This window comes from Archangium primigenium (genome assembly GCF_016904885.1).
GTDB classification, from domain to species: Bacteria; Myxococcota; Myxococcia; order Myxococcales; family Myxococcaceae; genus Cystobacter; species Cystobacter primigenius.
This window is the reverse complement of the sequence record NZ_JADWYI010000001.1, coordinates 4,606,739-4,628,017: the sequence shown is the minus strand read 5'-3', so window position 1 is coordinate 4,628,017 and position 21,279 is coordinate 4,606,739. Positions and strand designations below refer to the sequence as shown.

Genomic DNA, 21,279 nt, shown 5'->3' with positions numbered 1-21,279 from the left:
CCCTACCGGAACGGGCCCACGAGCCAGCTCCGGTAGGGACCCTTCCTGGCGGGTTGCTTTCCATGCGAGCGAGAACGCAGGCGCCTATCAAACGTGGATTCTCGGTGGAATCCGCCCTGTTGTGTCCGCCGATGCGATGCTCCGATTTCAGCAGCGTCCCGCCGGACTTCGAGCGGGGTCTGGCCATTGTCATTGGTGTCAACACCTACACCCACGGCATTCCTCCACTCTTCAATGCCGTCCGGGATGCCGAGGCCGTCGCGGCGACGTTGGAGGGCCAAGGATTCGAGGTGATGCGCCTGCTCGATGAGGCCGCCTCCCTCGCCGCCCTCACCGAGCTTCTGACCCGGGACCTTCCCTCGCTTCAGCCGCCTCCAGATAGGCTGCTCATCTACTTCGCGGGGCACGGGCTGGCGCACACCGATGACGAGCACCGCATCGCCGGCTTCCTGCTGCCCGCCGACGCCCGCCGCGAGGACCCCTCCTCCTACTGGCCCATGGCGTCGCTCCGCCAGGCGCTGCGCGAGCTGCCCTGCCGCCATCTGCTGCTCATCCTGGACTGCTGTTTCGCGGGTGCCTTCCCCCACTCCACGTCACGCGATCTGCGCGCCCCCGACGCTCCCGCGCCCCTCTTCCTCGAGCGCTTCCGGCACTTCTCCTCCCGCCGCTCCTTTCAGCTCCTGCTCTCCACCGCGCACGATGAGCTGGCCTCCGACAGACTCCTGTCCAAACCCTCCCAGGAGTCGCTCGGGGACGGGCGCCACTCACCCTTCGCGCTGGCGTTGCTTCAAGCCCTCCAATTCCCCTCCCCCGCGGACACCAATCAGGACGGCCTGCTAACCGCCTCCGAGCTCTCGACCTTCCTGCGCGACAGGCTGGTCGAGCTGCTGCCCGCGTATGGACAGCAGACCCCCGCGCTCTGGCCCCTGGACTGGCACGACAGTGGCGAGTTCCTCTTCCTCCTCGCGGAGGCCTTCCCCGCCCTGCCCCTGGCGGCGCCTCTCTCCCGACGCTCCAACCCCTACCTGGGCCTGCGTCCCTTCTCCTCGGCCCACCGCCACCTCTTCTTCGGCCGCGAGCGCTTCGTCGATGCGCTGATGGAGCACCTGCGCGCCCGTCCCCTCCTGGTGCTGTGCGGCCCTTCCGGCATCGGCAAGTCCAGCACGGTCCACGCGGCGCTGCTGCCCCGATTGAGCGACGACCCGGCGTGGAGGGTTCCCCCCTCCCTGCGACCGAGCACCCAGCCCCTCGCCGCGCTGGCCGCCTGGCTCGCCTCGCTGCGGCCCGGGCAGCCTTCCCCCTCGGCCGCGAACCTCCTCACCCAGCCCCACGCCGCCGCCGAGTGCGTCCGCGCCTTCCTCATCCACCACGGCGACCTCTCGCTTCTTCTCGTCGTCGATCCCCTCGAGGAGCTCGTCACCACCTGCCCCGACGACGCCCAGCGTCAGGCCTTCCTCCGGGCCCTGAGTGGCCTGCTCCAGCTCGCCCATCCCCGGCTGCGCCTGCTGTGGCTGCTCCGCTCGGACTTCGAGCCCCATTTCCTCTCCCTGATGCGACCCTCGGGCCTGTCCTCCGAGCAATGGCACGCGAACCGGCGCCCCCTGCCTCCCATGAACCGGGACGAGCTGCGCCTCTGTATCGAGAAGCCCGCGGAGGCCTGTGTCCTCTTCTTCGAGCCCGGGCTCGTCGAGCACCTGCTGGATGACGTCGAGCAGATGCCCGGAGCGCTGCCCTTGCTCTCCGTGGCGCTCAGCGAGCTGTTCGATGGCTACCTCGCGAGCGGCCGGAGTGATCGCACCCTGACCTTCGAGGACTACCGCCGGATTGGGGGCGGCATCGCGGGCGCGCTCCAGCGCCGGGCGGAGCTCATCTTCTCCGGGACGCCCCCGCTCGCATCCGCCGAACAAGCCCCCCTGCCGGCGCTCCGCCCGGGAGAGCTCCCCGCCTTCCAACACACCCTGCGCAACGTGCTGCTGCGCATGGTGTCCCTGGAGGGAGGAGAGCTGGCGCGCCGCCGGGTCCCGCGCGCCGAGCTGGATTACGGCCATGCCGAGGAGAATGAGCGCGTCCGTCGGGTCCTGAGCACGCTGGAAGGCTGCCGCCTGATCGTGGCCAGCGACGATGGCGGCCCGTGCGTCGAGCCCGCCCACGACGCCCTCCTGTCCGCCTGGCCACGGCTCCACGATTGGGCCCGCCACTCGAGCCGTGAGTTGCTGTTGCTGCGGCGTGTGTCCCATGCCGCGGCCGAGTGGCAGCGCCATCGCCAGAGTCATGACTTCCTGTGGGCGGATGGACGCATGGCGCAACTGGGCCTCGCGCCCGCCGCCCTGCGCCGCACCGATGAACCCCTGGCCCTGTCCACGGTGTCGCCCGAGGACCGGCCCGATGCCGCCCTGGGCTTCAACGCCGTGGAGAGCGGCTTCCTCCGGGCCAGTGCGCGGCGACGGCGTGTGCTCCGCACCCGGCGCTCCTCGATGGCGTGTACGGTGGTCATCGCCCTCGTGCTCCTCACGGTGCTGGCGCTGCTACAGGCCCGGGCGGCCAGCGCCAATGCCCACAAGGCGCTCGAACAGCAACAGCTCGCCGAGACCAACGCCCAGGAGGCCAGCCAGCAGCGGGAGAAGGCCGTACAGCACGCATGGGAGTCCCATCTGCAGCAGGCCGTCGCCCAGGAAAACGCGCAGGACGCCAAGGCGCAGAAGAAGAACGCCGTCAGCAATTACGAGGAGGCCCAGCGGCAGCGGCGGTCCGCCGAGCACAACGCCCGCGAAGCGCTCGAGAAGCAGCGGCTCGCGGAGGCCAATGCCCAAGAGTCCCGGCTCCAGAAGCAGCGTGCAGAGGAGAATGCCCGGGAGGCCCGGCGCCAGCGGGAGGCCGCCGAGCACAACGCCCAGGAGGCCGCCGCGCAGCAACGGATCGCCGAGGCCAATGCCCAGGAGGCGCTTGCCCAGAAGTCCGCGTCCGAGGCCTATGCCCAGGAAGCAGGCAGGCAGCAAGAAATGGCGGAGGTCAATGCCAAGGAGGCGCAGCGGCAACAGGAGGCCGCCACGGCCAATGCCAAGGAGGCGCGGCAGCAGCAGGAGGCCGCCGAGCTGAATTTCCAGGAAGCCCAGGCACAACAATGGCTCGCCATGACCAATGCCCAAGAGGCGCAGCGGCTGCGGGAGGCCGCCGAGGCCAATGCACGACGGGCGCTCGAACAGCAGGATCTCGCCACGACGAACGCCGAGGAGGCACGCAGGCAAGCAAGGCTGGTCGGGATCAATCTCCAATTGTCCAATGCGAAGGTGCTCCTTGACAAGAGTCCCACCCAGGCCATGCTGGTCCTGCGCGAGATCAAGACGGTAGACGGTGCGTCGGACAAAGAGTGGTTGCAGAGCGCGTCGCAGATCAGTCAACGGCTCATCAGCAATGCCATCTTCAGTGGCCACACCTCGAGCGTCGAGGGAATCAGCTACAGCCCCGATGGCTCACATATCCTCACAAGCTCGGCTGATGGAACCGCGCGACTCTGGAGGGCGGATGGAGAGGGAGAACCCCGCATCCTCACGGGTCATGAAGATGCCGTGTCTTTCGCCACCTTCAGTCCCAACGGCTCCCGCATCCTCACCGCGTCGTACGATGGAACGGCGCGACTCTGGGATGCGCAGAAAGAGCACGTACCTGCTATTGTCCTCAAGGGGCCGGATTTCAACAAAAATGATCCCGTTCCCTTGACGGCCGCTACGTTCAGTCCAGATAGCGCCCTCATTCTCATCGCGAATGCTTATGGGTCAGTCTATCTCTGGAGAACAAGCGCTCCCGATCAACCGCCGCTCCGCCTCGGGGGTCATGAAGATCAGGTGAACGTCGCCCTCTTCAGCACGGATGGACTACGAATCCTCACCGCGTCCAACGACGGTACCGCGCGGGTCTGGAACCTGAATGGAGATATTCTTGACAGGCTCGACCACAAGGACGAGTTCAACAGTGATGAAGCGGTGAACTGTGCCACGTTCAGTCCCGATGGGAAATCCGTCCTCACGGGCTCCTCCAGTTTAAGTTACCCCACCACGCACTCCGTTCGCCTTTGGACTCTTGGTGTTGCGGAGCCACGTGTCTTCAAAGGCCATTCGGCCGATGTGAACTCGGTCGCTTTCAGTCAAGACGGTCATTCCTTCCTCACCGCGTCGAGTGACAACACCGCTCGCCTCTGGAACTCCGAGGGTCAGGATCCGCCGCGCGTACTCTCGGGACATTCCAATTGGGTGACCTCCGCCACGTTCAGTCCCGATGGCTCCTTCATCCTCACGTCCTCCGCCGATGGAACGGCCCGGCTCTGGCGCACGGATGGCATGGAGCAGCCCCTCATCCTCCACGGCCATACGGATTGGGTGAGCACCGCCCGTTTCAGTCCCGATGGATCCAGCATCCTCACGGCTTCCGAGGATAGAACCGCACGCCTCTGGCGTCTTCGAGGCGCGGGCACACCGTTCTTCTCGACCCCCGCGGACTCGAACATGCCCCCCGCCCTCAGCCCCAACGGCTCGGAAATCCTCACCGCCGCTTCGGATGGCACCCTCCATCTCTTCAGTTTGGATGGCTCGGGTCAGCGGTTGGAATCCTTCTCCGGGCACCTTGGGTGGACAGTGAACTCGGCCACCTTCAATCGCGATGGTTCACTTGCGCTCTCCGCCTCGGACGATGGTACCGCGCGCCTGTGGCAGGTAGGGGACACGAAGCACCCTCCGCGTGTCCTTCAAACCAACAACGAGATGACCTCCGCGCTCTTCAGTCCCGACGGTGCTCTCGTTCTCACGCTGGAAGACAAGAATGCACGTCTCTGGCATACCTACAGTCCAGACACGAATCCCCGCAGGCTCAAAGGCCATAAGGATTCAATCAACCTCGCCACATTCAGTCCCGATGGCAAAAAGCTCTTGACCGGCTCCGATGACGAAACCGTTCTTCTCTGGAACCTGGAGAAGAACGAAGCCCCCCGTCCACTCAGAGGACACACGGGAACGGCGACATCCGCCAGTTTCAGTCCTGATGGCTCTCTCATCCTCGTGGCGTCCAACGATGGCGTGGCCCAACTCTGGCGAACCTCCGAACCGGAGAGGGCCCCGCGTCTCTTCGCGGGATACACGAACGTTCTGAACTCCGCCGAGTTCAGTCCAGCGGGTACCTCTGTCGTCATCGCGGCATCCGAAGGAATCGCCAGCGTGAGGCCTATGTACGGAACTGGTCCTTCACTTGATCTCAAGGGGCATAAGAGCGCGGTGGCCTCCGCAACCTTCACGCCCGATGGCGATCATGTCCTGACCGTCTCCGATGACGGATCCGCTCGCCTTTGGCCCATGAAGAGTCAATCACTTCCGCTTGTCTTTCAGCACGAGGAAAAGCTAGAATTCACCACCGCCCTTCATGCGTTGATTACTCCCGATGGCTCCAGGGTCATCACGGTGTGCGGGGAGGGATTGGTTCGCGTCTGGTACCTGAAGCCCGAACCCCTGCGCGAGTACTTTCAGACGGCGACCACCGCGTGTCTTTCCTCCTTGGAACGAGAGCAGTATTTGCTCGAGGAGCCCGATATCGCGCGAAAGAAGTATAAAGAATGCGAGGAGTCTCACGGCCGAACTCTTTGATTCGTGGGAGGACTCCACCCGGCGAGCGGATTGGTAGACTCCCGAGACTCATGGCCCTGCTCCTTCGCTATCGCTGTCATGCCTGTGGTGCCCACGTGGAGTCCACGGGCCACGCCGCCTGGGTCCGGTGTGGCTACTGCCAGTCGCTGGTGGGCATCGACTGGCAGGCGTGGTTCGAGTCGCCGGCCTATGCCGCCTGGCTGCGGGACTACCCGGCCTTGATGCCCAAGTTCACCGCGCTGCAGGAGCGGGTGGCGGCGGCCACGGCGCACGTGCACGCGGGCCGCCTCGAGCAGGCACTGCCCCTCTTGCGCGAGGCGGTGTCCCTGCAGATGGACGCCACGCCCCAGCAGTTCCCCCCCGAGGTGCACACCGACGCGGCCTACCGCGAGCGCTACGTGCGCTACGACGCCTGGGTGCGCTTGCACGGGCTCGCGGACGCGTCCCTCGTCGCGCTCAACGCGGAGCTGATGACGGTCTGCTCCGCCATGGACCTGCGCGATCCCCTGCCCACGCTGGAGCGCGTCCTGGAGCTGCTCACCCGCCTCTACGCGCGGCTCTTCGAGCTGCCGGGCTTCGAGGACCCCGACGGCATGCCGCCCGCCTCCCGCTGCCAGCTCACCCTGTCGCTCACCGTCAACGCGTGGCTGCCCCTGCTGGCCCCCGCGCAGCGGCTCGCCGTGCTGCGGCGCCTCCACGGGGTGAACAACGTCCGGGAGACCGATGCCGTCTCCTCGGATGACCTGGGCGTGTACCTCGAGTGGACGTGTCCCCACTGCGCCCTGGTGTCCTTCCAGGCGCGGACCGCGACCCAGCTCATCTGCCCGGGTTGCTCCTTCAAGCGGCCCTTCTCCGCCGAGGTGCTCGGACTGGACGCGCTCGACGGCCGCTGTGGCAGCTGTGGCCACGCGGTGCCGCTCCCCGCGGGCGCCCTGGAGCGCGCCTGCGAGGTCTGCGGCGCCCTGGTGCGGCGCCTCGCGCGGACGGGCGCCGTGGAGCAACGGTTCTCCCAGGACCTGCGCGCCCGGTTGGACCCGGCCCCCGAGGCCCTGCCCGAGGAAGGCCGCCCGGGACCCACGCTGCCCGGGGTCAGCCGCGAACAGCAGCGCCTCGCGGGGCTGGGACGCCAGGCGAGCTGGTACGCGACGCTCGTGCCCCTGGCGCGCTACCTGGACGTGGTGCGCCGCAGCCTTCCAGGCCTGAGCGATCCCGAGCGGGCGGCACGGCTCGAGCGCGTGGCGTCCCTTCCCCACTTCGAGGGCCTGTCGGACGCGGGCCGCGAGCGCCTCGAGGAGACGCGGGCGCGGCTGCGGGGCGACTGAGCCCTCAGGCCTTGCGCGTCTCCGTCTCGGGGAGGTTCGCCGCCTCCGGGTAGTAGGCGCGGCCCTGCACGGGCGCGAGGCCCTCCGCCGGCTCGGGGACTTCCACCTCGTCCGAGGGGATGAAGGCCGGCCGGTCCACGCACAGCACCGTCTGCTCGACCTCGCGCGGGTTGTCGTAGCGGTGCGGCAGGTGCCTCGGCCAGCGCAGGCCCGTGCCCGCGAGGACGGGCTGTCCCTGGAGCAGCAGCCCCGCGCCCAGCACCAGCTCCGCCTCCTCCATCACCCGGTGCTCGTGGGTGACGATGGTGCGCCCCGGCGCGATGCGCAGCCGGTAGATGCCCACGTGCTCGTCCTGGAAGAGGATGTCCACCCGGCCAAAGGGCTTCTCCTCGTGCTCGAAGTGGTACTCGTCCGCCGTGCGGTGCACGCACAGGGCGGCCTGGGCCGTGCGACCCAGGGCCTCCGGCTTGGACAGGCGCAGCGTCACCGCCTGGAGGGGTGCCCGCATCGCGTCCGCCGTGGGCGGGGCGAGCAGGTAGCGGCAGAGCGCCTCCGCCGCCGTCTCCAGCATGCGGAAGTTCGCCGTCTCCAGCAGGAAGCGCAGCTCGCCCGTCAGCCGCGCGTAGTCCACCGTGTCCTGGAGGCGCCCCTTGAGGCCCGCCTCGCGGGTGTCCAGGTAGAGCGCCGCGTCGAGCTCCAGCGGCTGCGGGGTGTCCCGCTCGGCCGGGTACATGCCGACGATGCACTGCACGGTGAGGCGGCGCAGCTCGATGACATCCAGGGGACGGCCCCGCCCGTCACGGGGGATGACGGGCCAGGCACCGGAGAGGGAGGGGTTCATCGTCCCACACGCTAGATGAACCCCGCGCCCCCCGCCACGCCGTTGTTCCTGACGCCTCAATCCACGAGCAGGCGCTTCACGGGGGCGGGATCCACCGCGACCATGAGGGGCCGGGTGAAGTTGCTGAACGACACCAGGGCCTGCCCGGGCGCGAGCCGGTTGACCCGGTTCCACAGGCTCTCGTCGATGTTCCCCACGGTCTTCTGCATCCGGGAGATGACGGAGCTGTCCGTGATCTTGTGGATGATGAAGTTGTTGAGCAGCCCCAGCACCTCGTTGGGCAGGTGCTGCGGCAGTTGCGTGACGAAGACGAGGCCCAGCCACCGCTTGCGGCCCCGCTTGGCGATCTTCGCCACCTGCTCGAACAACACGGGCATCTGGGAGATGCGACTGGCGGACAGGAACTCGTGCGCTTCCTCCAGCACGATGAGCACCGGGGTGATGGGTTTGCCGTCGGCATGCGCCGCCTGGTAGCGCTCCTCCTGCTTTTCCTGGAGGCCCCGCAGGATGTCGGCGATGACGAGGTTGTTGAGCTGGGGCGAGTCCGTGTCCGACAGGTCGATCACCGACACCCGCCCCGGCTCGAGCAGCGTGTCGTGCGCCACGCCCGGCGCCGTGTCGACATCGAAGATTTTCAGGCGCCGCAGGTTCTGCAGCTTGCCCATCAAGGCCTTCCAGCTGATCTCGTTCTTGCTGCTCGCCGCCATGACCCGGCCCAGCACGCGTCCCGGGTTCTGACGGAACTCGCTCATCAGCCGGGGGCCCCGGGGCACGGCGTCCGCGCCCTCGGCGTCGGCGCCGTCCTCGGCGTCGCTCTCCTCCTCCGCGGCCCCGCGCCTGCGGGTCGTGGGCTTCGCCCGGCTCCGGGTCTCGCCCTTGCCCTCGTCGCTGAGCGCGTAGAGGTAGGTGTTCACCACGTCCAGCAGGTGCTGGAGCTTCATCTCCGGGTAGCCCGTCGAGTGCTCGTCCACGTCCAGCATCTTCTGCTGCTCGGCCTCGTTCCTCGGAAAGAGCTTGAAGTCCTCCAGCAGCAGCTTCGTGACGTCGTAGGCCTTGTGGAAGCGCTCCTGCTGGGCCTCGGACATGCCGAGGATCTCCGAGATGGCATACGGCGACAGGCTCGAGAACTTGAGCGAGAAGCGGTGCAGGTTCTTGTGCTTGGGATTGCGGCTGTCCCGGCCGGTGAGGTGATGGATGTGGAGGTTTTTCACGCCCTCGGCCTTCTGTCCCCGGAGCTCGAGGGCCGCGATCATGGCCGCGTGCTCCGTGGGTTGATCCACGTGCGTGTATTCCCCCTCCACGTCGAAGACGATGGTGGCGATGCCCGCGGCCTGGGCGTGGTGGATGAGGGTGGCCACGGTGGTGGACTTGCCGCCGCCCGTGGTGCCGATGATGCCGGTGTGCCGCGGGAGGATGGACTTGTCCCGCGGATCCAACCGTGCCTCCATCCCTTCGTACCCCGCCACCAATCCCAGACACATGTCGCCCTTGAGGCCGAGGACCCGCGCGCTCTCCTGCTCGTTGAGCAGGAAGACCGGGCTCTTGGGCCGGGGCCGGAGCTTGGGCGCCGTCAGGACGCCCCCCTCCCCCTTCTCCTCCCCGAGGATCTCGATGTCGGCGCGCCCGTGGTAGTCGAAGGTGTAGGCCAGCTTCTTGCCCTGCACGACCACGCCCACCGCCATGGTGGAGTTGGCGGCGATGGCGTCCGGCTCGGCGAAGGGCCCCCGGACCACGACCCCCAGGTAGGAGCGCTTGTCCTCCCGGGACTTCACCCGCACGAGCGTCTGTGACGCCAGCTTGGGCAGGTCATCGCGGGTGGTCAGGACGGTGATGAGGTTGTCCTCGCTCGACGAGGTGTCGAAGTGGGTGAAGCCCACGGCGTCCTTGAGATCGGCGGGAAGCTCGAGGGACGAGGTCTTCGCCAGGGTCGCGAGCTCCTCGAACTCGCCCTGGTTCTTCTCGGGCAGGGAGCTGAGGACGCCCCCCTCGGGCCTGGTGGGCGGCGGGGCCTTGGGGGGCGGCGAGCCCGCGGGCGGAGGCGCCCCCGCGGGTGGAGTCGAGCCGGAAGGCCGGGAGGGCGCCGCGGGCTTGCCCACGGGCCCCGGGGCCTGGGGACGCGGGGCCTCGGCCCTCGGCGCACCCGGAGGCGGGCCCTGGGGCGGCTTGGGGGCCCCGGGCTGGGGTGGACGCTGGGGCGGGCCCTGCGGCCCCGGAGGTGCCCGTCCCGGAGCGCCGGGAGGCGGGGTCGTGCCGCTGGGAGGCGCGGGGCTCCGAGCCGAGGGCGGCCCGGCGGGGCGCTCGGGCGCGCGCGGAGGGGGGACCGGGCCGTTGCCGGTCCGGGAGGAGTTGTCATCATCGGCCATGGGTCATGTCTCCTAGGGACGCCGCTTGCGCTCGTTGGCGTAGTGGAACTTCGCTCCCGCCTGGGCGTAGGCGTCATTCACCATGCCCAGGAAGCCTTCCGAGCCGAAGGCGCCCCGACAGGCCACGTCCGCCACGTCCAGGAGCATGGGAAAGCCCCGCTCCCGGCGCAGGATGCTGTCGGCCATGGCCACGTGGGCCGCGACATGCACGTGCTCGCGGTGCGCGTAGAAAAGGTAGGGCGGGGACTGATCCGAGGCCCGGAAGAGGCCCCGGACGATGTGCGGGCAGTACTCCTTCACGAACGCCATGGCCTTCTTGCGGTCCGCGTCGTCGTAGTTCCAGCGATTGACGATGTACGCGCTCTCGTCCACGAGCGTGTCGATGATGGCGTACTCGCCTCCGTACAAGGCATTGCCGAAGGTCAGCAGGCCCCGGTCATCGAGCGAATTGGGAATGAAGACGAACTTCTGGTGATCCCGCACGAGGCGCTGGAGCAATTCGAGCGAGGCCTCCAGGAGGCTCGAATAGCCAGACCCCGAGAGCAACTCGCGCGAGCACGGGTTGCCGTAACCCATTCGCCAGGGGGCTTTCGACCGGTCCAGGAGCAGCGCCAGCTCGGCGTGGGCCCGGATGTTCCGGCTCGCCAGCTTGGACAGCGTGTCTTCCTCCTCGTCCATCGCCCGGGCCTGACGTTTCTCGAAGATTTCCCGCACCAGCTTGCGGCCATCCGTATGGGACGACAGCTCCTTGCGGAACAGGCGCTGGGAGAAGACCCCCGTGTTGCCCCCGTACCCGACAATGGCCACGCCAATCTGGGTGATGGCGATGGGCAGGCTGTCATGGGAGACGACGGTGCTGTTCACGGCCTCGACCCGACCGGGAAAGAGCAGGCTCTCGTGAATGATGGCCAGCCGCTCCATGCTGGCGGGGTAAACCCCGGCGCACTCGGGCGCGTCCCTGGGGAGTTTGAGCCGGGGAAAGAAATCCTTGCGGATGAAGTCCCGGAGGGCGTCCTCGTCCCTCACCGCATGGCCCACCTGCTCCTTGAAGCGCTTCAAGATGGTCTTGGGATCGAACCCCAGGTCCCAGTTCCTGAGGTCGAGCGTCTCGGCGAGCGTCTCCTTGTAGGCCGCCTGATAGTCATCGTCCCGGATGAACCGTCTTTGATCCGGAAATGTCCCCTCCGACATGCTCAACCCTCCTCCTCGTCATCGAAGTACTTCTGGATGGAAAAACGGGGGCGTTCCGGTCCGAGCAGGAGCCGGACGTAGGTCCGGGCCTTCTTCCTGGGAAGCCCGAAGCGGGACACCAGTGCATCGACACATTGCTTGCGCGGCAGGTCCTGGAGCAATGGCAGGGCATGGCTCGCGGGCGCCAGCAGCTCGAAGGCGAGCCGGTCCGCGCGGTGCTCCACGAAGGAGATTTCTCCCTGGCGGATGTCCCCCGAGACGCCCCGGTTCATGAGGTTGAGCTGGGCGAGGGGAATCCGCTTGAACATGGCGGACAGGCCCTCCTCGATGTTCGGCTCGCGCTTGCCATCGAAGACCTCGAGGATCCGCTTGCCCAAGGCGCGCCGGGCCTCCTGCCGCGGTTGGAGATGGTCGACGACGAAGTGCGCCACCTCATGGGCGAGCGTGAAGCGCTGCACGTCCTCGGGATCCTGGGTATCCCAGAAGATGTAGCCATGCTCCTCGATCGCCGCCGTGCACCCGTGCGGAGCCCTGTCCTCGGCGGGTGTCTCGATCGCGATGTGCCTGCGCGAGAACCAATCGCGGATCCAATGGGTGGTCAGCCCCGCCACGGGCACGAGGGAGACGCGGGGGAGATGGAAGACCACGGCCTCCTCCATGTTCCGGGGAAAGACCGTGAGTGGCGTCGGGCCCAAGCCGCTCAGGGCCACCGCGTCCTCCAGCCAATCCACCCTCAAAGGTCGTCCTCGTCGTCCTCGTCGTCTTCCTCGGAGCGATCCCGCGCGGCGAGCAGGGTGCCACGCAGCACGTCACCTGCCGGCTCGGAGGGCTGGGCGTCCTTCTCCAGGTTGTCCATGCGCCGGATGAACCTGGCGAGGGCGAGCGGTGCCACGCCCAGACGCTCCGCGATAATGCCCAGGTGCTCGGCGAAGCGCTCCTTGTCGGGTCGGCGGCAGAGGGCGAGTTGGTCGAGCACCTCCCGCGAGCAGCCCAACTCCGTGGCGATGTCCTCGGGCAACAGATTCTCCAGTCGGTGCGCGAGGTCGAAGAGATAGCCGAGCGTCCAGGCGTGTTCCCGGCTCTTGCGGACCGCGAGCTTGGTCCAGTCAGGTGGGGTCATCGAGGTCCTCCTTTCCAAAACGTTCCAGTATCTTCATGAGTCGATCCCGATGCCGCTTCACCATCCGCCGCATCAGCTCCTCGTTCGAGGTGTCCAGGCCCAAGGCCCGGGCCAGCACCTCGGTGGAGCTCTCTCCGCTCAAGATGAGCCGAAGGGCGGCGATGTCCTTGGGGCTCTTCAAATGCCCCTTCGCGATGAGCCGGTCCACGGCACGGGAAGCCTCCACATAATTCTCTAAAATATCTTTCGCGGTCCGCTGCCCGAGTTCGACATCGCCCCCCCATTTTTTGTCGCGCTCGACCCGGGCGGACGTCGACCGGAGCTGATCGCGCACCCGGTACTTGGCCGCCTGGGTGAGGTAGGTCACCAGGAGGGCGCCCCGCTTGGGGTCATACCGCTCGGGAGTGGCGACATAGGCGAACAGCACATCGATGACGGCGTCGTAGGCCGCCTCCTCGCCGCAGTTCAGGTCCCGCAGCACGAAGCCCTGCATCTTCTGCGCGAAGGCCTTCAGCAGATCCAGCAGGATCACCGGATCCTTGCGAAGGGCTCGCGCATGCAGGTCCCGTTCGTCCGGCGGTTCTCGCTGTGTTGGCATCCTCATCCCCTCTCCTCGCCAGGTCGCGTTCGCGTTCCCGCGCGTTCCGTGTGTGTTGTCCGTTCCTTCGGAACCACACCCCGGAGTTCGACACGCGGGAGCCGACCTGGGAGGAAGGTTGATCGAACCCTCCGAGCAAAGTCCATTCCTCTTTGGAGGTAGCGCCCGGGAAGCGCGCCACCCGGCGGTCCGTGGCGGCCTACCACCCAAGGGGTACAGACGGGCGTCTTGCCCTGACGCATCGTGCGCATCGAATACGGAGGCCGAACCCGAGGAGATTGTCATGCCAACGCCATTCCTCTTCCGCACGTCCTGGTTGATGCTGTTCACGCTCGCCTGTACCAGCGCGCCGGTGGTGGTTCGGGAGCAGCCACCGCGCAACAAGCTCGCCAACGTGGATGACTTCGGCGCCCTGCTGGTCGACGCGGGGCTGCCCACCGAAGACCTTCCTCGGAACCCCGAGCTGTCCGCCGCGCAGGCGAACGAGTTGAAGCTGCGCTTGAGCCTGGATTGGCCCAAACGCGCGGAGGAGGCACCGCGCATGGTCGCGAGTCTCCTGCTCGAGGACGTCCTCCGCCGCAAGACAGGCACGGTCTCGCGGCGGGAGCTGAGTCAACGGCTGCGCGACTTCGACGCCGTCTACATGATGCGCCGCGATGGCTGTTTCGCTCGCGCGCTCAGCGGCAAGGCCGAGCAGTGCGTGGGGCCCGTGGAGGTGCGCGAGGGACAATTGCGCGCGGGTGCCTTCATCGTGGACCGGTTCTACACGCGCGATGCGCGCAACCAGTGGCAGCCAGCACTCACTCCGGCTCCTCCCGCGGTGGCATCACGACAGTAGCCCCGAGCGACCGGGCGCGCGCCGCCAGTTCCTGACGGCCGCTCGTGCCTGTCTTCTTGTAGATGCAGCTCACCTGTTTCTTCACGGTCTCCACCTCGTTGCCCAGCGCCGCCGCGATCTCCTTGTTGGACTTTCCCTGCATCAGCAGCCAGAAGGCCCGCGTCTCCGTGGGCGTCAGTTCATTGAGCCAGTCATCGAGCAGCGAGCGCCGGGTCTCCCGGAAGTCCACCTTCCAGTGCGCGGGCCCCTCCGCCTGCGGCAGGGCCGTGAAGGTCACCGTCAAGCGCTCGCGCATGTCCTTGTTGTCGCGCGTCCACGTGTCGTCCGTCGCGCCCCGAGCGAGCGCCGCGCAGCGCTCGCGCAACTCCCGGGGCAGCCCCGTGGACAGAGGCTCCTTGGGAAACCACTTGCGCAGCAACGCGGCGACGGGCGCCGTCTCCTGGAGGATCTCTCCCGACGACTTGAGCACCACGAGGGCCAGTCCCTGCTGCCGGGCGATGGACGCGAACAGGTCCCGGTAGAGCATGCGCTCCATGAACATCCGGCACTTGTGCAGCGCGCTCGCCAGTTGCCGGGCGACGTATTGCAGCAGGCCCTCATCCCGCTCCGTGAAGGGCTGGCGGCGGGTGCGGTACGCCGTGAAGCCCCCGTGCCAGGACTCCCCCGGAATGGTCAACATCACGGACATGACCTGCTCCAGGGGCATGCCCAACGTGTGGCTGAGCCGGTACATGGCATTGCCCTCCAGCCCCTCGCGCGAGATCATCTCCTGGTCCCGGAAGACGCGGCCCGGCTCGCGCGACACCGTCCCCGCCACGAAGTCGCTCGGGCCCCACTCCGGCGCTCGCGCGAAGAACGCCGACAACATGCGCGACGTCTCCCACTCGTATTCCCGCGTGGGACCGGGCTTGGACACACACAGCGCCATACAGTCCGCCGACAACAGGCGCATCAGGAAGGCCTCGGCGCAGCGCACCAACTCCGACAGGGTCTGAACCTGATTCAGTTCCTCCAACAGCTTGCCGACGAGCGACTGCTCCTCGGCACTCATGTCCTCCCACGTCATGGGCCGTCCTCCTCGTCCCGTCCTGGGACGTCGGGCATTCATCTCGGAGGACCCCCGGGGCTGTCTCTCCCCCGAAAGAGGTAGGGGTTTTTCACCTACCTCACCCCACAGACAGGCCGTCAAAACAAAGAAAGTAAGTACTCACTTTCTTTTCCGAGGCGGGGGGCGCATAGTTCGTTCATGTCCGACGCCCCTTCCCTCGCCGTGGTGGGCCCGCGGGCCCGGCGCACCCAGCAGGAGCGCCGGGATGCGACCCGGCTCAAGCTGCTCGACGCGACGATCGAGTGTCTGCGGGAGCTGGGCTACGCGCGCCTCACCACCCTGGCGGTGGCCCAGCGCGCCGACATGTCCCAGGGGGCGCTGTTCAAGCACTTCCCCACCAAGGCGAGCCTGCTCGGCGCCGCCGTCGAGCACCTGTTCCCCCGGCTGATTGACGAGTACCGCGCCGGGTTCGAGGGCCTCTCGGTCGCGCCGGGGGAGCGGATCGCCCAGGCGATTGAACGGCTCTGGGAACTCTACCAGCGCCCCGAGTTGCTCGCCGCCCTGGAGTTGTTCGTGGCGGCGCGGACGGATGCGGAGCTGGCCGCGGCGCTCGGGGTGGTGAATCCGCCGCACCGCCGCAACCTGCACCGGGTGGCGCGCGAGCTCTTCCCCGACGTGGCGTCCACCCGTCCCGACTTCGATGCCCTCATCGAGCTCATCCTCAACGCCGTGCAGGGCGCTGCCGTGGGAGGCGTGGGCCTGCCCTCCAATCCGGACCACCCCGCGATGCTCGCCTTCCTCACCCAGTTCGCCCGCCGCGCCTTGTCCTCCGCCCCCTGAGCCCCCGCCCTTCCCCTCCCAGGAGTCCGTCACATGCCGTCCGCTCCGCCCATCAATCTCACGCTGTACGCCATTCCGGCGTTCGTCCTGCTGATGGCCGTGGAGGTGCTCTACCTGGTGCGGCACCGCGAGTCCGGTCTGCTCGGCTACTCGCTGCGCGACTCGGCGGCGAGCCTCACCATGGGACTGGGCTACTCGGCCATCGGCCTGCTCTGGAAGGGCGTGGAGTTCGCCCTCTACCTGGCGCTGTACGAGCTCACGCCGCTGCGCATGGGCACCGGCGCGCTGGCCTGGGTGCTGCTCATCGTCGGGGATGACTTCTGCTACTACTGGTTCCACCGCATCCACCACGAGAGCCGCGTCTTCTGGGCCTCGCACGTGGTGCACCACTCGAGCGAGCGCTACAACCTGTCCACCGCCCTGCGCCAGACGTGGACGCCCATGACGAGCTCGCTGTTCTGGGCGCCGCTCGCGCTCCTGGGCTTCCACCCGGTGATGATCGTCCTGCAGCAGGCCATCAGCCTGCTCTACCAGTTCTGGATCCACACCGAGGCGGTGGGCCGGCTGGGGCCGCTGGAGTGGGTGCTCAACACGCCCTCGCACCACCGCGTCCACCACGGCTCCAACCCGCGCTACCTGGACCGCAACTACGCGGGCATCTTCATCGTCTGGGACCGGCTCTTCGGCACCTTCCAGGCGGAGGACGAGCGCCCCGTGTACGGGCTCACGCACAACATCCGCACGTACAACCCCGTGCGCATCGCCTTCCACGAGTTCGCCGCCATCCTGCGCGACGTGCGCCGTGGCGCGTCGTGGCGCGTCCGGCTGGGCCACGTGTTCCGGGGGCCGGGCTGGACACCGTCGCCGGACGACACTCGGGCGCCGCCCACGTCCCGGCCCGATTGCGGCCCCGGTCCGGCTTGTTAGCGTCCGCGGCTCCGCCCGCGCTCCCGGAGCCGCCCCATGGCCTTCACGCTGAACGTCAATGGAGAGACCCACGCCATCGACGCCGATGAGGACACGCCCCTGCTCTACGTCCTCCGGGACGCGCTGAAGCTCAACGGCGCGAAGTACGGGTGTGGCGTGGGCCAGTGTGGCGCCTGCACGGTGCTCCGGGACGGCGCCCCCCTGCGCTCGTGCCTCGTGCCCGCCGCCCTGCTGTCCGGGCGGGCCCTCACCACGCTCGAGGGGCTGCGGGGCCCCGAGGGCGCGCTCCATCCGCTCCAGCGGGCGTTCCTCGAGGAGCAGGCCGGGCAGTGCGCCTACTGCATCCCGGGGATGATCCTCGCGGCGGAGGCCCTGCTGCGGGTGAAGCCCGAGCCGACGGAGGCGGAGATCCGCACCGCGCTGGACGCGAACCTGTGCCGGTGTGGCTCCCACAACCGCATCGTGCGCGCCATCCAACGCGCCGCGAAGGAGCGCCAGGGATGAGCGCGCCGCTCGGTCGCCGGGACTTCCTCCAGGGCGCGCTGGTGGTCGCCTTCTCCCTCGCGGCCCCCGCCGTCCGGGGCGCGAACACCCCGCGCGCGGGCGCGCTGCCGGGAGATCTCCAGCGGCATCCCGCGCTCGACGCCTGGCTGCGCATCGGCGCGGAGGGCCGGGTCACGCTCAAGACCGGCAAGGTGGAGCTGGGCCAGGGCATCCTCACGGCGTTCGCCCAACTGTGCGCCGACGAGCTGGACATCGAGCTGTCGCGCCTGGACATCCTCTCCGGGGACACCCGGCACTCGCCGAACCAGGGCACCACCGCCGGCAGCATGTCCATGCCCGAGGGCGGCTCGGCCGTGCGCGCCGTCTCCGCCGAGGCCCGCGCCCTGCTGGTGCGGCTCGCCAGCGAACGGCTCGGTGTGCCCGGCGGCCGGCTCCAGGTGCGCGATGGCACCATCTCGGACCCCACGAGCGGCGAGGACGTCACCTACTGGAGCCTCGTGGGGGGCAAGGCGCTCGGGCACGAGGCGACGGGCACCGTGTCCCCCAAGCCCGCGTCCGAGCGGCGCTACAGCGGGCGCCCCGTGCCCCGCCGGGAACTGCCCGCCCGCGTCACGGGCGAGACGGCGTTCGTGCAGGACCTGCGGCCCGAGGCGCTCGTGCATGGGCGCGTCGTCCGACCGCCCTCACCCGGGGCCTCGCTCGTCGCGGTGGACACCGCCCCCGTGGAGGGCATGCCCGGGGTGCTCAAGGTCGTGCGGGACGGGAGCTTCCTCGGCGTCATCGCCACCCACGAGTGGCGGGCACATCGGGCCGCGACCCGGCTGGCGGAGCTCGCCCGCTGGCGTCCGGGCGAACCCCTGCCCGTGGATCCCCACGCCTGGCTGCTCGCGCAGCCCACGCGGGACACGGTCATCCGGGACGTGGCGCGCCCCGAGGGCCCCGCCCCCACCCGGACGCTGGAGGCGAACTACCGCCGCCCCTACCTCATGCACGGCTCCATCGGGCCCTCGTGCGCGGTGGCGCTGTGGACGGACGAGGGGTTGACCGTGGACACCCACAGCCAGAGCGTCTTCGAGACGGCCGCGGCGATCGCGCGGATGCTCGGCCTGCCCCCGGAGCGGGTCTGGGCCCGGCACCACGGGGGCTCGGGGTGCTACGGCCACAACGGCGCGGATGACGTCGCCGCCGACGCGGCCCTGCTCGCCCGCGCCCTGCCGGGCCAGTCCGTGCGCGTGCAGTGGTCCCGCCAGGACGAGCACACCTGGGAGCCCTACGGGCCCGCCATGGTGACGAAGGTGCGCGCGGACGTGGACGCGGCGGGCGACGTGCTCGACTGGCGCTACGAGCTGTGGTCCACCTCGCACGGCACCCGCCCGGGGGGCCAGCCCGGCAACCTGCTCGCGGCGACGACGCTCGCTCAGCCCTTCGCCAGGCCCGCGCCGCGCAATGGCGGGCCGCCCAACTACGCCGCCGATCGCAACGCCCTTCCGCTCTACGCGTTTCCCGGCCAGCGCGTCACCACCCACTTCGTCACGGCCCTGCCCCTGCGCTCCTCGTCCCTGCGCGGCCTCGGGGCGCACGCCAACGTCTTCTCCATCGAGTCCTTCATGGACGAGCTGGCCCACGCGGCGAACGTGGACCCGCTCGCCTACCGGCTCCGTCAGCTGCGCGACCCCCGGGCCCGGGACGTGCTCCAGAAGGCCGCCGAGCGCTTCGGCTGGGCCTCGGGCACACGCCGGCCCCACCATGGCCGGGGCCTCGGCTTCGCCCGGTACAAGAACCTCGCGAGCTACTGCGCCGTGTGCCTGGAGGTCGTGGTGGAGCCCACCACCCACGCCCTCCGGGTGGTGCGCGCCGTGCTGGCCGCCGACGCGGGGGAGATCGTCAACCCGGATGGGCTGGCCCACCAGCTCGAGGGCGGCCTCATCCAGTCGCTGAGCTGGGGCCTCAAGGAAGCGGTCCAGTACGACGCCCAGCGCATCCTCTCCCGCGACTGGGCCACCTACCCGCTGCTCACCTTCTCCGAGGTGCCGTCCGTGGAGGTGGCGCTCATCGACCGGCCCGGCGAGCCGTTCCTCGGCGCGGGCGAGGCCTCGCAGGGACCCACCGCGGCGGCCCTGGCCAACGCCCTGTTCGATGCCACGGGCTTGCGGGTGCGCGCGCTGCCCCTGACGCCCGAGCGGCTCGCGGCGGCGCGGGCGGCTCAGGGCTCCGGGCAGTGAGCCCCGGTATCGATCCACGCCTGGATGAGCGCGCCGAACACCCGCTGGGACGCGGGCACCGGCTGGAGGCCCCGGCCGGGCGCCCAGCCCCACGCGACGAGTTCGTCCTCGGCCATGTGGTGCTGGATCTCGGCGAGGCTCTTGCCCCCGTTGCGCGTGGGATCCTTGAGCTGCGCGCAGATGGAGCCCAACGAGCGGCCCACCCACGCCATCTCCACGGGCGCCAGGGCCCACTTGGGGTTGCCGGGAATGCTCCGCAGGGACTCGCCCATCAAGGGGAGGTTCACCGCCTGGTGACACGCGGTGCACGGCAGGCCAGGAGGCCCATGCCCGTCCGCGCCGCCCGTGACCGCGGGCAGGTGCGGCCGCTGCCCCAGCCCCTGCCGGGGCACGCCATCCGCGGAGTGACAGTTCGTGCACCGGGGATGGGTGATGACCCGACCGGCCTCGGTGAACAGCGCCACCGAGCGGGCCCGGGGGTCCGCGATGCCGTCGAAGGACGCGACGGGACGCAGGGCCGCGGCCGGCGCCGGCTCGGGCGCGGTGTCCGGGGGCGGCGGCTCCCGGGAGGGCGCGGGCCGGGTGCAGCCCCCGAGGAGCGGGAGGGTGAGGCTCAACGCCAGGAGGGAGACGGGCAGCGCGCGCATGCGGCGCCAGCCTGGGTCACCCGCTCAATCGCGACAACACGCGATGGCGCCGTCCTGTGAACGGAAGAACGCCGTCGTCAGCTCCCGCCCCACCCAACCGCACAGCACCTCGTAGGTGCGCCGCCGGGCCCCGCCCACGCGGGCCGCCTCGCGGCTGAGCGTCTCCGGGTGCCGGATGAAGACGTTGTAGCCCACGAGGAAGCCGTCCGAGCGCAGCACGGTGATGCCATCCGTGGCCATCATACCGCGCAGGAGCTGCGCCGTGGCGCTCACCGCCGAGGCCGCGTCCACGCTCGGCTCCTGGTGGTAGCGCATCACCCGCGCCACCAGGTCCAACGGCGGCTCCAGCAGCACCCCATCCACGAAGATGGGCAGGCCGTCCATCCCCTTGGGCAGCACCGCCACCAGCGTGCCGTGCGAGGCCTGCATCGCCTCGAAGAGCACCCGGCGGTAGAAGTCGCGCGTCAGGCCCCGCGCCGGCTCGGGCACGTCCGCCGTGAGGCCGAGCGACAGCTCGTCCATGGCCACGGTGGGCAGGGTGTTCTCCGCCCGCGCGCCGGACAGGAAGACGTGCCGGCACAGGCCGCCGAGGCCCCGCAGCTCCACCACGTTCTCCGCGAGTTGCAGCACGCCCACCATGCGCAGTGAGCGCTCTCCGGCCCGCCGCATGCGCTCCAGGGGCGTCTCCACGAGCGGCGAGGGATCCGTGCGGAAGATGCCGTAGGCGAAGCCGTCGGGGATGAGCAGCACGTACAGGCACCACCACCGGCCCTGGCCCAACGGCGCGCACTGCTTGAGCGCGCGCTGGATCGTCTCCCGGGAGCGCGGCCCGGTGCCCATGGCGATGGCGTCCCGGCCGCCGAGCACCCGCAGCATGCCCTCCAGGTCATCCCCGAGGAACGCCACGGGGAACAGGGGCTCGCCCTCCTCGCGGTAGCGCGAGAGCGTCACCAAGAGCTCGCTGAGCGGATCGGCCACCTGCGCCGAGCCCAGCCCCGCCTCCAGCAGGAAGGAGGAGATCGCATCCGACAGCAGATGACGGAAGGACAAGGTGGGCGACGCGTCCGGGTCCGAGGCGCTCGACGCCCCTCGCGCGGTCGCGCTGCCCGACTCATCATCTGAACCCACGAAGAACATGAGGCATCCGGAAGGGGTGGCGGCGCGATCTTCTCACCTTGAAGTATCCACCCA

The 21,279-nt window shown here is 69.1% G+C and carries 16 protein-coding genes; 7 read left to right on the top strand and 9 right to left on the bottom strand.

Features of this window, described 5'->3' with window-relative positions; genetic code table 11:
* Positions 1–104: 104 nt before the first annotated feature.
* Both I3V78_RS19250 and I3V78_RS19245 read left to right on the top strand, forming a co-directional pair.
* Positions 105–5,627 carry an nSTAND1 domain-containing NTPase gene (locus tag I3V78_RS19250; RefSeq protein ID WP_338023666.1) on the top strand — a complete coding sequence of 1,841 codons (5,523 nt, stop codon included), beginning with the start codon at positions 105–107 and terminating at the stop codon, positions 5,625–5,627.
* A gap of 50 nt (positions 5,628–5,677) precedes the next feature.
* Positions 5,678–6,949 carry a hypothetical protein gene (locus tag I3V78_RS19245; protein ID WP_204489926.1) on the top strand — a complete coding sequence of 424 codons (1,272 nt, stop codon included), beginning with the start codon at positions 5,678–5,680 and terminating at the stop codon, positions 6,947–6,949.
* A 4-nt stretch (positions 6,950–6,953) separates the two neighbouring features.
* Here I3V78_RS19245 and I3V78_RS19240 read toward each other — a convergent pair whose 3' ends face one another.
* The 6 genes from I3V78_RS19240 to I3V78_RS19215 form a co-directional block, all read right to left on the bottom strand.
* Positions 6,954–7,790, bottom strand: coding sequence for a dihydroneopterin aldolase (locus I3V78_RS19240; protein ID WP_204489925.1), 837 nt, complete (start codon positions 7,788–7,790; stop codon positions 6,954–6,956).
* A 56-nt stretch (positions 7,791–7,846) separates the two neighbouring features.
* On the bottom strand, positions 7,847–10,153 hold the full coding sequence (locus tag I3V78_RS19235; RefSeq protein WP_239576491.1) for an ATP-binding protein: 2,307 nt from the start codon (positions 10,151–10,153) through the stop codon (positions 7,847–7,849).
* Between the two features lie 12 nt (positions 10,154–10,165).
* Positions 10,166–11,344 carry a hypothetical protein gene (locus tag I3V78_RS19230; protein WP_204489923.1) on the bottom strand — a complete coding sequence of 393 codons (1,179 nt, stop codon included), beginning with the start codon at positions 11,342–11,344 and terminating at the stop codon, positions 10,166–10,168.
* Positions 11,345–11,346: 2 nt separating this feature from the next.
* Entirely contained in the window at positions 11,347–11,991 is a 645-nt protein-coding gene (locus tag I3V78_RS19225; protein ID WP_204489922.1) for an ImmA/IrrE family metallo-endopeptidase, read from the bottom strand.
* A gap of 86 nt (positions 11,992–12,077) precedes the next feature.
* The gene (locus tag I3V78_RS19220; RefSeq protein WP_204489921.1) at positions 12,078–12,464 is read right to left on the bottom strand and encodes a hypothetical protein; all 387 of its coding nucleotides are present in this window, start codon (positions 12,462–12,464) and stop codon (positions 12,078–12,080) included.
* Entirely contained in the window at positions 12,451–13,062 is a 612-nt protein-coding gene (locus tag I3V78_RS19215) for an RNA polymerase sigma factor (protein ID WP_204489920.1), read from the bottom strand. Before I3V78_RS19215 ends, I3V78_RS19220 begins: the two co-directional genes overlap by 14 nt.
* Positions 13,063–13,345: 283 nt before the next feature.
* Between I3V78_RS19215 and I3V78_RS19210 the strand changes: the two genes are divergently transcribed.
* Positions 13,346–13,900: a hypothetical protein gene (locus I3V78_RS19210; RefSeq protein ID WP_204489919.1), complete on the top strand. Its 555-nt coding sequence runs from the start codon at positions 13,346–13,348 to the stop codon at positions 13,898–13,900.
* Here the strand turns inward: I3V78_RS19210 and I3V78_RS19205 are convergent.
* Positions 13,863–14,966: a LuxR C-terminal-related transcriptional regulator gene (locus I3V78_RS19205; RefSeq protein WP_204489918.1), complete on the bottom strand. Its 1,104-nt coding sequence runs from the start codon at positions 14,964–14,966 to the stop codon at positions 13,863–13,865. The two genes, I3V78_RS19210 and I3V78_RS19205, sit on opposite strands and share 38 nt — an antisense overlap.
* A gap of 180 nt (positions 14,967–15,146) precedes the next feature.
* Here I3V78_RS19205 and I3V78_RS19200 point away from each other — a divergent pair, with 180 nt between their 5' ends.
* From I3V78_RS19200 to I3V78_RS19185, 4 genes are read left to right on the top strand one after another with little or no spacing between them, the layout of a single operon-like run.
* Positions 15,147–15,788 (top strand): TetR/AcrR family transcriptional regulator, encoded by a 642-nt coding sequence (locus tag I3V78_RS19200; RefSeq protein ID WP_204489917.1) that lies wholly within the window; start codon positions 15,147–15,149, stop codon positions 15,786–15,788.
* Positions 15,789–15,821: 33 nt separating this feature from the next.
* The gene (locus I3V78_RS19195; RefSeq protein WP_204489916.1) at positions 15,822–16,715 is read left to right on the top strand and encodes a sterol desaturase family protein; all 894 of its coding nucleotides are present in this window, start codon (positions 15,822–15,824) and stop codon (positions 16,713–16,715) included.
* 36 nt (positions 16,716–16,751) lie between these two features.
* Positions 16,752–17,219 (top strand): (2Fe-2S)-binding protein, encoded by a 468-nt coding sequence (locus tag I3V78_RS19190; RefSeq protein WP_204489915.1) that lies wholly within the window; start codon positions 16,752–16,754, stop codon positions 17,217–17,219.
* Positions 17,216–19,441 carry a xanthine dehydrogenase family protein molybdopterin-binding subunit gene (locus I3V78_RS19185; RefSeq protein WP_204489914.1) on the top strand — a complete coding sequence of 742 codons (2,226 nt, stop codon included), beginning with the start codon at positions 17,216–17,218 and terminating at the stop codon, positions 19,439–19,441. Before I3V78_RS19190 ends, I3V78_RS19185 begins: the two co-directional genes overlap by 4 nt.
* Here I3V78_RS19185 and I3V78_RS19180 read toward each other — a convergent pair.
* A complete protein-coding gene (locus I3V78_RS19180; protein WP_204489913.1) occupies positions 19,423–20,088 on the bottom strand; it encodes an Isoquinoline 1-oxidoreductase subunit in 666 nt (221 codons plus the stop codon). The genes I3V78_RS19185 and I3V78_RS19180 overlap by 19 nt on opposite strands.
* 24 nt (positions 20,089–20,112) lie before the next feature.
* Positions 20,113–21,225, bottom strand: a complete 1,113-nt coding sequence (locus I3V78_RS19175) for a hypothetical protein (RefSeq protein WP_420840424.1) — start codon at positions 21,223–21,225, stop codon at positions 20,113–20,115.
* Between the last annotated feature and the right edge of the window lie 54 nt (positions 21,226–21,279).

Excerpts from the sequence above, each read along its gene's own strand:
- I3V78_RS19245 (WP_204489926.1), top strand. The coding sequence starts at position 5,678 with ATGGCCCTGCTCCTTCGCTATCGCTGTCATGCCTGTGGTGCCCACGTG.
- I3V78_RS19240 (WP_204489925.1), bottom strand. The coding sequence starts at position 7,790 with ATGAACCCCTCCCTCTCCGGTGCCTGGCCCGTCATCCCCCGTGACGGG.
- I3V78_RS19235 (WP_239576491.1), bottom strand. The coding sequence starts at position 10,153 with ATGGCCGATGATGACAACTCCTCCCGGACCGGCAACGGCCCGGTCCCC.
- I3V78_RS19230 (WP_204489923.1), bottom strand. The coding sequence starts at position 11,344 with ATGTCGGAGGGGACATTTCCGGATCAAAGACGGTTCATCCGGGACGAT.
- I3V78_RS19220 (WP_204489921.1), bottom strand. The coding sequence starts at position 12,464 with ATGACCCCACCTGACTGGACCAAGCTCGCGGTCCGCAAGAGCCGGGAA.
- I3V78_RS19215 (WP_204489920.1), bottom strand. The coding sequence starts at position 13,062 with ATGCCAACACAGCGAGAACCGCCGGACGAACGGGACCTGCATGCGCGA.
- I3V78_RS19210 (WP_204489919.1), top strand. The coding sequence starts at position 13,346 with ATGCCAACGCCATTCCTCTTCCGCACGTCCTGGTTGATGCTGTTCACG.
- I3V78_RS19205 (WP_204489918.1), bottom strand. The coding sequence starts at position 14,966 with ATGACGTGGGAGGACATGAGTGCCGAGGAGCAGTCGCTCGTCGGCAAG.
- I3V78_RS19200 (WP_204489917.1), top strand. The coding sequence starts at position 15,147 with ATGTCCGACGCCCCTTCCCTCGCCGTGGTGGGCCCGCGGGCCCGGCGC.
- I3V78_RS19195 (WP_204489916.1), top strand. The coding sequence starts at position 15,822 with ATGCCGTCCGCTCCGCCCATCAATCTCACGCTGTACGCCATTCCGGCG.
- I3V78_RS19190 (WP_204489915.1), top strand. The coding sequence starts at position 16,752 with ATGGCCTTCACGCTGAACGTCAATGGAGAGACCCACGCCATCGACGCC.
- I3V78_RS19185 (WP_204489914.1), top strand. The coding sequence starts at position 17,216 with ATGAGCGCGCCGCTCGGTCGCCGGGACTTCCTCCAGGGCGCGCTGGTG.
- I3V78_RS19180 (WP_204489913.1), bottom strand. The coding sequence starts at position 20,088 with ATGCGCGCGCTGCCCGTCTCCCTCCTGGCGTTGAGCCTCACCCTCCCG.
- I3V78_RS19175 (WP_420840424.1), bottom strand. The coding sequence starts at position 21,225 with ATGTTCTTCGTGGGTTCAGATGATGAGTCGGGCAGCGCGACCGCGCGA.